Origin of the sequence: Veronia pacifica, assembly GCF_001707825.1 — a bacterium.
GTDB classification, from domain to species: Bacteria; Pseudomonadota; Gammaproteobacteria; order Enterobacterales; family Vibrionaceae; genus Veronia; species Veronia pacifica.
Window position 1 is genome coordinate 1 of record NZ_LYBM01000078.1, and the last position, 11,396, is coordinate 11,396.

The window sequence follows — 11,396 nt, forward strand, 5'->3', positions numbered from 1 at the left end:
TTTACGATAAGCGACGTTAAATAAAACTCAGAATAATGCCGACAATGGCTGCGCTCATCAGGTTTGCCAACACACCAGCTGCAATGGCGCGGAGGCCAAGACGACTGACAAAGCTACGTCTTTCAGGGGCCAGCGTTCCCATGCTGCCGACCAGCAGTGCTAACGAAGATATGTTGGCAAAGCCGCAAAGCGCGAACGTCACTATGGCTTGGCTGTGTTCGCTGAGCTGGTCTTTCACATTCAGGAACTGAACAAAAGCGACAAATTCATTCATCACCAGTTTATTCCCCAACAGAGAACCGGCGGTCGCGGCCTCATTCCATGGAATACCGATAAGAAAGGCGATAGGCGCAAAAAGCATTCCAAAGATTTTCTCTAGGCTCAGTGATAGACCGACCAGATCGCCCAGACTTGCCAGTAAACCGTTGACCAGTGCGATGACGCCGATAAATGCAAGCAGCGTTGCACCAATCACCGCCACAAGACGCATTCCGGCAATTGCACCATCAGCTATCGCTTCAATAACGTTGGTTGCAACAGGCATTTCCACATCCTGTTCGGCGCTTGAGTGTGCATCTTCCGCTGACGGTGGCACAATGATTTTAGCCATTAACAAACCGGCTGGCGCAGACATAAACGCCGCTGCGATCAGATACTTAAGATCGATACCCATCGCGGCGTATCCAACCAGCGGTCCACCTGCTACTGATGCCAGACCACAGCTCATTACAGCAAAAAGCTGAGAGTCACTCATTGTTTTCAGGTAAGGCTTAATAACGAGCGGGGCCTCTGTCATACCGACGAAGATATTGGCCGTTGCTGACATAGATTCCGCTTTTCCTGTGCCTAAAAAGCGTTGTAATCCACCACCAATAATAGAGATCACACGGGGCATAATGCCAAGATGATAAAGTGCAGAAATTAATGCAGAGAAGAAAATGATAATGCCAAGAACATTAACTGCAAAGACGAAGCCGACGTTACCTTCTGCGATACCGCCAAACAAAAAGTTAATCCCCTGCTGCCCATAACTGACAACACTTGATACGCCACGAGTCACCGCATCCAACGCCGCTTTACCCGCTGGGACATAGAGGACTAAAAGGGCAAACACGACTTGGATAGCCAGTGCTGTTGTTACCATGCGAAACGGAATGTTCTTACGATCAGTGGATAAGAGCCACGCCATAAACAGGATCGCCGGGATCCCCAGAAGTGAAGACATGTATCACAACCTTGAAGTGATAAGTATATAGAGCGGCGAATTCTATTTAGCGGGTTGAAGAACGCAAACGCGTAATGTTAATCAGTTGTTGTTCTTGTTGGTCGTCAAGAATGATTTTATTTTAAAATATTGATTTTTATGATTATATTTATAGTTGTTAATGGTTATTTTCTGTGAAGAAAAGCTTCATCCCCATGTGGGGATAATATTGCGAGTAATATCTCGCTATTGAATGCTTGTTGTGGCGGTTTTAGAGCATTAACAACAGGTATTTTATGACACACCAGACTCATTTATTTTTCAAAAAGCACTTGTCTTTGATACTGACTCTGCTCAGAGGTTAATCCATTTTTTAAGGTCAGTATCCCAGTACGGTGTTAAACCAACATGCTCTTTGATTGCTGTAATGACAGTACTCAGCTTTCTGGGAAGGTGTTGTCTGGACGGATAAATGATATGAAACGGCATTTTTTGACTGGTTTGCCAATCCGGTAACACCTGAACCAGCTTTCCCGTTCGGAATTCATCTTTTAGCAAGTATGTGGCCAAATAAGAAATACCTGCACCTGCGATAGTTGCATCGCGGACAGCCTCCGCAAGATCCACGCTGTAATTACCTGCTACGGGAACCATGATCTCCTCGTCATCTTTTTTGAAGGCCCACTCTGGGTAATGTCGCTGCTTACTGCGATATATGATGCAGTTATGCTTCCTTAAATCGTCAGGGTGGGTTGGGGTGCCATGTCTTATGAGATAGTCGGGAGATGCACAAACTACAAACTTACAGTCAGCGAGGCGCTGCGCGACATAGCCTTCGGGTATTTGCTCATAGTTAGAAACCCACAAATCAAGTCCGTCAGCAATCATATCTGCCTTATGATCAAATAACCTGAGTTGGATGTTGAGGTCAGGGTAGAGGCGAGTCAGTTTTTCCAGTGCTGGTATAATGTGGAGTGTACCGAGAGACTGTGCGAGACCGAGCTTAATGACGCCACTTAAACTGCTGCTTGCATCCTTCATTTTTAAGTTTCCTTCCCTCACAGCATCACAGACTTTGCCACAGATAGAGAAGTATTCCTCACCAGCTTCGGTTAACTGAAAACTGCGCGTAGTGCGTTGAACCAGTTTTACGTTGAGAGATTTTTCCAACAGTCCAAGTTGTTTACTCACCTGAGAGACAGATACTCCCAAAGATAGAGCTGCAGCTGTAAAGTTTTGCTCCCGGACCAGGGTACTGAAAAAAACCATCTGTGAGGCGCGTTCGTGTTGCGGGGTATCGAGAGCAGTTGTGATCATAAAAATTTAGGTCGAACTGAGTAATCATACGTGATATTGGTCACAATTATACTCAAGTTGATACCAAAAAACAGTGTTCAAGTTTGGTCGTTTGAGATTTAGTGGCCGCGTTAAGCAACCTCAATCCGCTTTGTTAGGCAAATACTCACAAGATGCTTCAGGTCGGCTCTAGCATAGGTAATCACTTTGTTGATATTTGAGATTGTTATGTAAAAAGTGATCTATCCGACGCTGAAGTCATCAACAGTCGAGTTACCAGCAATATCAGTAATGCAAATGGTGACATCGCAGCCTCCCTTGTATCCAGGGTTATCTATTTTCCATGTGCCGTCGCTTTCAATTTTTGTCTCACCGATCTCAACGTCACCTTGCATGACTTTTACCATTGCCCCAGCATCCCACGAGTTATAGTTAGATCCGCCAATAGAGTTATCTCCTTCACTCAATCCATTTTCATTTTCTAGCAGGATCATGGGCGGTGTTGTATCAAGAGTCACGATCCCTGCCTTAACCTCTGTGCCATCTTCTGTATCGGTGACTTTGACCGTAAACGGATTCTCTCCCTTGTTAAGCGTGATATCAGGTGGCAGAGTGACTTTCCAGTCTCCATATTGATCTGCTCGTGTTGTAAAACTCTCGCCGACAACGTCAAATTCTATCAAAGCACCTGGGCTTGCCTGACCTTCAAAATTTGGGTGTGGGTCATTAGTAGTGGTTTGATTATCTTCAGTCGATAAATTTGCGTGTGCACTTTCTATCGAATCTGATGGCTCTGAATCAGAGCTCTGGCCTTGTTTAAACCAAACATCAGCATACTCGTGAACGGTGCCGTCCGACTTGGTATAGGAGCTCATCAAACCGAGTAAGTTGCCGTTATCCATTTCTTCGGTAGCCGCAGCCCCGAGACTTATGCTGGTGATATCGAGTTCTGCGAGAGTTTTGAGTTCACCCGGGTCAGTGATACCATCTACATTACTGTCTACCCAGACATTCAATTGATCAAAAATCGCATCGTCTAGGTCGATGACGCCATCTTGGTTGACGTCATGTTGAGCGAGGGCTTCAATACCGTCTTTGGCTTTTGTTCCGTCTGCCATATCTGTTCCGGCTCCAAACATCTCGCTGCCGTCATTGATTAACCCATCTTGATTGATATCCCAAACCAGAAAGCCATCGTCACTGTTGGCCCACCCTGTGATGTTTGAGGTGCCGTCGGCATCCAGATCGTAATTGATTTTAGAGACGTCGACAGAGATCGTTTCTACACCGTCTCCGTCAAGGTCGAGAACCAGTGGGGTGATTGATTCGGCATCATCATATAGGTCTTCGTATTTGTATGCGTCAATCGAATTGTCCAACGAGACTATCTCTAGTGTTTCATTTTTTGCAACAGTGGGCCCGGCAACTTGAATGATGACTTTGCCGTCTTCGTTGTGATTACTTGTCTGCATACTTCCGTCAGAGTTTAGGTCAACATCTAACACCGCAAATGTATATTTAGTCCCATTTCCTCCTTGGACGACGATATTAAAGTCGAATTGAACTGTGTACTTAGTTCCGTTCAACTCAACTTTTTGTGCTGAATCGATAACATAATCGTTTCTGGCATTATCGCCTATTAATACATCGTTATTATCAAAAAACTTTACCTTGTTAGGGCCATTACTAAAACTTAGAGCTGTGTTATTTCCAGTCACATAATTCAGGTTACCTTTTACAACGTTGAAGTGTTCGCCCATTATGAACGCGGGGATTTCAGGATTATCGTTGTCAGTAATATACCCACTTTGAGTGGTTGTGCCAGAGACTATTCCTGCGGTACTCGAGTACTCAATCAATTCTAGAGTCACTTCGTTCTCGCCTTTGTAGGTGCTGTCATCGACTGATTTGGAGCGAACATGAAATGATGTCGACCCAGCCGGAACAATCACATAGCCATCGTAATAGCGGGTTGCACTCCACGTTTCCCCACCATCAAAGGAGGCTTCAAAAGCATTCCAGGAAGAGCCATGAGTGGCCCCTCCATGAACATTAATTTTCGTCCAACTGTTTCCCGTTGATGGATTGGCAAGCGTTGCTTCCCAGGTTAACCACTCACCCTCATTAGCTTGAGCTGGCTCAGAGATGATCCAAGCTGACTTGTCGAGTAGTGCAACAGAGTCAGACGTTACCCAGTTACTTGATCCTTCAGTAACAGCATCGAACTTAAGGGTTTCATTGCTTTCAACGTTACTGTCGTTGACAGGTTCGACAAAAAGTCTGACGCCTGATTTTCCTGCGGGTATTGTGATATCGGCGGTATGTGGGGAGCTTCCACTCATATAATAATCGCCGCCAATACGGGACCAACCACCTTCTGCATCTTTGGTGTAAACGTGAATTTTGCCTGTGTAATCAGAACCGTATTGGGCCTGATTTTGACTGTCATCAAATCTCAGTGTTACGGTTGTGTCTGTGGTTGAGGTTTTGTTGATATCGAGATTGTAGCCAATCCAGCTGCCGCCTTCTTTGCCTTCTCTTTCCTCAGTGATGGTTGTGACTTCGGGTTTGTCCGCATTATCATTGATGGTCACGGTGCCAATGACTTGCGTTTGTCCCTCAACATTGGCTCTTAGCGTAAAGTTCTCAGTATTTTCAAAGATATTGTCTTCAATCGTTCCTACTTTTACATCGAACGTTTCGGTATTGGCAGGGACGTCAACCCAGCGTCCAGTAGCGAAGCCGCCGAGGTCTTGCCATCCACTTCCGAAGTCAGCGAACAGATTCCCACCAAAATCTGATCCTTCTATGGCACTGTCGTTGTACCCATCTATCCAGACCTTGGTGGTTGAGTTGGATGTGTTGGAAAGCGTAATGGTAACAACAGCATCATCGCCCTCTGCGACTTCAGTGTCGGAGACCTCTTTCACTGTTGGTTTGTCAGCGTCGTCATTCAATGTTGCCATTTGTCCATTGGCCTGCGAGCCGTTTAGGAAGGCAAACGGCATAATCTGTTCGTTACCTTCGAAAATGTTATCGTCTTTTGGCTTTATGTAGACTTTTATCCCAGTCTGGCCAGCAGGCAGCGAAACAGAAAAATTTGCGCCCGATTGTGTTGACGATATTGACCACAAACCATCACTACTTCCGGAAGGAGAAAGAGGATTGCCCCTTAAATCTTCTACATATATTTGTTGATCGAATCGACCAAAAGATGAATTATAAAAGTTATCATTGAAAGCCACGGTAATGGTTGTGTCTCCGTCGGATGCGTGGGTGGTGTTGAACTGCCAGCCGGGCCCATCCTTGTGTGTGCTGGCGTTCTCGACCCCATCCTGAAGCTTGGTGCCGACAGGCTGAAGTGTTGGCACAGATTCATTATCTTGAATATCTGCTAGGCCTTTTTTCCAATCACCATCGGGTGCGGTTGTTTTCGCATAAAGATAAACGCTTTCAGTCCCCTCATAGATGTTATCGTCCAGCGGTTTTGAAAATACCCGCAGCTTCGTCGTATTGGCTGGCACTGTGATATCTGTTTTGAAATCCCCACTACTATTCAGTTGGTAAACCTGGCTTGTCGAAGTGCCATCAGCGAGGTCACAATACACTTTCATTTCAGTGCTGTAGTCGGTTCCTTTCTGGCTGTTTTTTCCATTATCTCCAACTTGATCTGACAAGGTCAGTGACACCGTGGTAGCGCCAGGAGAAATGTTACTAAAATTCACGTTCCATCCCATCCAACCACTTTCATCGTCGCCCGCATTTTCTATGCCGTCTTGCAATTTTGTGACGGAATCAACGCGGGGAATTTCGATGATATCCGCCGTTTCAGAAACGACCCATCCCTTATCATTATCTGGTGCATTGGCCCGGATGGTCAGCGTTTCAGTGCCTTCATTACGGCTATCCGCAATCGTTTCTGCGTCAATCCTGACCCCTGAGTGTCCGGCTGGGATCATCACTTCTTTGTCCGGGTTGTTACCATCTATTGTGAAGCTGGCGAGAGTACTCCCATCCAAAAGAGAGATAACGTTGATCTTACCCGTATAGTCCTCACCAAATCTGGCTGTATGATCAGCCGTTCCATCGTTATCGGTATCACCGTCAAAGAAATTAACATTCACTTTTGTCGCGGTGTCTGATGTCGAGCTGAGGTTGAGTTGCCATGAGGCCCAGTGGTCAGCATTACCCTCCAGTGCATCCTGAACATGATTAATCGATGAAACATAGGGTGCTTCCTGTGCATCAGTAATTACCCCTACGGCACTGATTAATTGTCCTGCGTGAATACCTGCATCATTGCTTAATTCAGTAAGAGTCAGTCGCATACTCTCAGTGTCCTCATAGACACTGTCATTTTTGGTCTCTGCTCTTACCAACACAGAGGTGGTACCTTCAGGTGCCTTAAACCCAATGCCACCGCCCGGCATAGAGTGCTTGGTTACATTCCAGTTCTGGCCACCATCAAAGGAAAATTGAACCAAAGACGTATCTTTGCCATGGCTTGCCGAGTCATTGACCATACCAATTTTAGTGAGTGTCTCACCCGTAGCAGGACTATTTAAGGTGGCTTCCCAGACCAGGTATTCACCCTCAGTTGCAGCAGCCTCGTTGAGAGACCAGTTTGCGAGATCGTTATCTTCAATCAGCGTGACAAAACTCGCAAATTGAGTATCCACGGGAATATCGTTGCCTTCGCTGGTGACACTGTTAAGCACCACCGTCAGTGCTTCGATGTTCTCGATATCATCATCATTCATGGTGGCAATATCGAAGAAGTACTTGCCATTGACGTCTGGGGAAATAGTGAAGCTTTCTTCCGCGGAGTAGTCGCCATTTTCAGCAGAGGGATTGTTGCTTAGAGAAATATTATCCAGTAGCGCGCCACTTCCATCAGAGGTTCCTAAGGCATTAAACGTGACTGAGATATCTTTTACATCCTTCGCAACATGAACCGGCATAGCAAAATGTTCAAATTCTGATGTGTTTTGTGAGTTGTCAAAATGCCTGTAGAGTAAAATATTACCGTCTTGGTCAGACACTTTTACTTCAAATTGATTAGTGGTTGAGTTGTTTACACGACTGGCATAATCAAAAGATAAATCCAGCACAGTCGGTTCGTCAGCCGTTAGGTCAGAAATATGAATTTTTTGTTTAATACCATCGTTGTTATAGCCATCAAGTTCGATAATAGTATTTGTACGATCGTTGCCTATCCCGCTAACGTTACCTTGCTGGTGCTCAATGTTGCTGCCGTCTGTTGATGACCAGCCCTGCATACTTGCGCTGCTTACATGGGCAACGCTATTGTCCTGATCATTTCCCCAGGCTTCAAAGTCACCATTGACGATGAGGTTTTCAATCGGCTTGGCTCCGGATAAGCTGACATTGACAGAAATGTCGCCTGTAGGGCTTTTCGCATCACTGCCACTGAATTTTATTTCGTAACGTGCACTATCACCCTCTTCAACGTCTGTATCACCACTCAGTTTCGCCATTGTGGGTATTGATCGTTGCTCCATGGTAATTGGCGCGATTGCTCCGGCACTGTCTATCGTAATCGATATATCATGGGTGGTACCGTCAGTTGCCGTTAGCGTTATTGTGTCAATTTTTGACTCGTCTTCACCGATACCCAGAACGGCCTGACTATCCAAAACGTATGTCCACTCTCCGTCTGTAAGGGTGAGTGTGCCGTAGCTTCCGGGTAAGGTCGTATCGTTAAAAGATGGAGTATCATTCTCGTCTACATCGCTTATATCAATGCTGCCCCTCAGTTCGAATGTCGATCCTTCAATAGCCGGGGTAGTCGCTTGCTCGCTGAAAGTGATGGTTGCAGATTCAGATTCGTTACCGGAAGAATTGATTGCGTGATAGGAGAAGTCTTTGTCTAAAGATGAACTGATAGTGTCAATTGCGCCCAACGTGAGGTTACTATTGTAATTGGCAGTGGTAAATAGCCTCAACTCATCGAAGCCTGTATCATTTTTTACGTTGACCATTGCTGTTCCGTTACTCGTTGCCATGTCAGCAAGGTTAATCTCGTCAATAACCTCGCCATCCTTCATCACGAGTATGTTGACCCTGGCATCTGCCACATTAGACTTATAATTACCGTAGACACTCTCAAGCCTTATGTTTGCTTCAAATACACTGTTTCCACCGCCAAAGTCTGCAACTAATACCTCTTTGTTCGCTGAATTGAGCTCCTTGTCACCGCCAATACCGAGGCCATAATTCGCATCTCCTGTATCGAGTTGCAGTGTTGTTTCTGTCAGGGTAGAGCTGGTGTCAGGTTTATCGCCTGAAAAAATGGCCGCTGTGATCGAAACACCATGTGCCTCAACTCTACTTCCTCCATCCATCGTCAGATTGTTTGCATTGATATCGAGGGAGTATTCCTCAAACTCAAACTGTGTATCGCTCGAATAGGGTTGTCCTGCTTCCACGGGTTGTTTCTGACCCTGACTGTCAATGAAAAACAGTGCGCCCCCAGAGGGAAGGTCATCGATGATCACTGTCGTCTTTCTATCATCGGTATTACTGGCATCGTCAATGACATCTCTTGTGTAATCAGAAAGGGAGAAATTGGTGACAGAATTACCCTCAGTCTGTTGAATATTGGCATCATGGCTGTCTGGTGAAAGGGTGCTTAAGTCGACAGATGCTGATGTGTCACTGTCGTCAGTGAGCTGTGATACATCTTCTTTACCTTCCAGTGTAATGGAGATGGTTTTCGTTCCCTCTGATGTGCTGAGCTGGAATACATCGCTCTCCTGTTGGCCCTCATCAAGTTTTTGAAGTAAGTCATTATTGCCCGTGTACTGCCATGTATTACCAGTGATCAAGATTGTTCCAAACTCACCGGGATATGAGGTGCCTGAGGGAATGAGTAAATTTCCGTTGTCATCAGTATTGTCGAATTGACCCGTCGCGATCATAACCCCCGAATCTTCGACGATGGTGGCTGTAGTCGAGATATCGGCAGAGTCATCGGGTGTCGCCAGTTCGCCATTAGCCTGAGAATTGTTGAGGAAGCCAAACGGTCTTATACTGTCGTTCGGCTCATAGACGGCATCATCTTTCGGTTTTATAAATACTCTGATCCCGGTTTCTCCGGCACTGATTGGAATTTCAAAGCTTGCGCCTGAAGACCAGCTACTGATTGTCCATCCACCATTTGGCCCTTCTCTGTCCTCTGGCGGTGCAATTTCGTTGCCGTCCATATCCTCAACATACAGTTCGTTTTCGTATTGCCCAAAACTGGATGAATAATAGTTATCATTGAACGAGACAAGCATGGTGCCGTCTTCATCTGACGCGTGAGTGGTCGTGAACTCCCAGCCCGGACCGTCTTTGAAAGAGTCAGCATCTTCGCGGCCATGCTGAATCAATGTCGCAGTAGCGTTCAAGGTTGGTAAGCCTTCATCATCTTCAACAACAATATTGGCCGATGTTTTCCATTGTCCCGATCCTTTGACTGCAGCCTGAATTGCGAATGCTTCATCATTTTCATGCAGGTTGTCGTTTATCAGTGTGGTTTTGACTTGAACGCTTTGATGACCCGCAGGAATCGAGATATCAAGTACTCCATTAACGATTTTGTCAACATTTAATGTACCCAGTTCTTCCTTACCATCGGCTGACCAAAGTTTGAAGACGCCGGTGGTGTCTGTGGCAAAGTCACCCTCATTACCAGCGTTGTTTACAATTAGGCGCAGGTCGGTGCTGGTGGCTGAAGCGTTGTTAAAATCAATTGTCCAGCCGAGTTCCACGTTGTCACCTTCTGTGACCGACGTTTTTTGTGGTGTGACTGCGGTAACAAGTGGTGCACTTTCATTGTCTATAACAGTAACATCAGAAGCTGTTTTCCAGTCTCCTGAATCTTTTACTGCCGCTTTAAGGGTGAGCTCCTCGTTGCCTTCATAAAGCACATCATTGTTGAGAGTCGTTTTAATTTGAACCGACTTTTGTCCGGGAGGGATAGTGACCTCTACTTTGCCATTGTCAACACTACTCATATTGAAGGAACCCAGTGGGGTTTTTCCATCGGTGCTGTAGAGAGTGAAGATACCGTTGGTATCATCGGCGAAGGTGCCTTTCTTACCAATATTGCTAATGTCTAGCAATACTGTGGTGTCTGAGGCTGAAGCATTATTCAGTTCGAGGTTCCATATTAAATTAACGTCATCGCCCTCGGTAACCGTCTCTTCAACGGTATCTAAGGTCGACACTATTGGCGAGACTTCGTCATCATTGATAACAAGTTCAGATGCGGTTTTCCAGACGTTACTATCCTCTACAGCCACTTTTAAAGTGAGCTTCTCAGTACCCTCGAAGAGAGCGTCATTATTGAGTGATGTTTTAATTTGAACCGTTTTTTCATCAGCAGGGATCTCTACTTTTAGTATGCCGTTGATAGCATTGTTCATGTCGACTGTGGTGATAGGTGTAGTGCCATCGGCAGATGTGATGACAAAAGTGCCGTCTGTATCCTTCAAAAAGTTGCCATCTTCCCCGACATTCTTGAGGTCAAGAACCAGAGTGGTAGTGGAGGCCGAGGCATTGTTTAGGTTTACAGTCCATGACACATCAATGTCATCGCCTTCAGTCACCTCGTTATCTGTGATGACCACAGACTCAACGACCGGAGCGGATTCCGTATCTATCAGCTGTACCGTGTCGGACACTACCCAGTCGGTGTTGGGCGCATCCACTCTGGCATTGAGGATCAGGCTTTCATTGCCTTCATACAATGCATCATCCATCGGCTCGATGAAGACCTGCACATTCCGGGTCCCTGCGGGGAGGTCCCAGATAACGGTCTGGCTGATATCTGTTACCGTGACCGCCTGCGGGTCGTTGTCCGCCCCGGTGTAGATATGGAGCTTGCCGG

The 11,396-nt window shown here is 46.0% G+C and carries 3 protein-coding genes; all 3 read right to left on the bottom strand.

The genetic code is table 11. The features are described from left to right. Positions 1 to 16: 16 nt before the first annotated feature. Positions 17 to 1,225, bottom strand: a complete 1,209-nt coding sequence (locus tag A8L45_RS22695; protein WP_068905627.1) for a NupC/NupG family nucleoside CNT transporter — start codon at positions 1,223 to 1,225, stop codon at positions 17 to 19. Between the two features lie 333 nt (positions 1,226 to 1,558). Further along, on the bottom strand, positions 1,559 to 2,521 hold the full coding sequence (locus tag A8L45_RS22700) for a LysR family transcriptional regulator (protein ID WP_068905628.1): 963 nt from the start codon (positions 2,519 to 2,521) through the stop codon (positions 1,559 to 1,561). 221 nt (positions 2,522 to 2,742) lie between these two features. After that, positions 2,743 to 11,289, bottom strand: a complete 8,547-nt coding sequence (locus tag A8L45_RS22705) for an SPM autocatalytic domain-containing protein (protein ID WP_217492210.1) — start codon at positions 11,287 to 11,289, stop codon at positions 2,743 to 2,745. Positions 11,290 to 11,396 lie beyond the last annotated feature (107 nt).